Consider the following 258-nt stretch of genomic DNA (forward strand, 5'->3'; position numbering starts at 1 on the left):
CAGCCGGCCGGCACAGATAGATCGTGCGGTTCTCCGGGCGGAACTTGTTCTTGAACTGCAGATTGCCTTCGTCGTTGAAGATGCCCTGGCTGTGCAGGTCGTCGAGGATGCGATCCACCGCCGGATCGGCGTTGGCCGAAGTCTCCAGGCGGCAGCCGTAGGTGCCGCCGAGGCTCAGCAGGTCGCAGCCTTCTTCGCGCAGGGTGCGCATGATGTTGACGATGGCGTATTCCAGCCCGCCCAGCGGCATCTCGCGCG

1 protein-coding gene is annotated in these 258 nt (G+C 64.7%); it reads right to left on the bottom strand.

Translation table 11 applies throughout. The annotated features are described in order from the left end of the window. The coding region (locus HKX41_12175; protein NNC24892.1) for a DUF2156 domain-containing protein at window positions 1–258 on the bottom strand (258 nt) is incomplete at both ends.

It is taken from the genome of Salifodinibacter halophilus, assembly GCA_012999515.1.
GTDB lineage: Bacteria > Pseudomonadota > Gammaproteobacteria > Nevskiales > Salinisphaeraceae > Salifodinibacter > Salifodinibacter halophilus.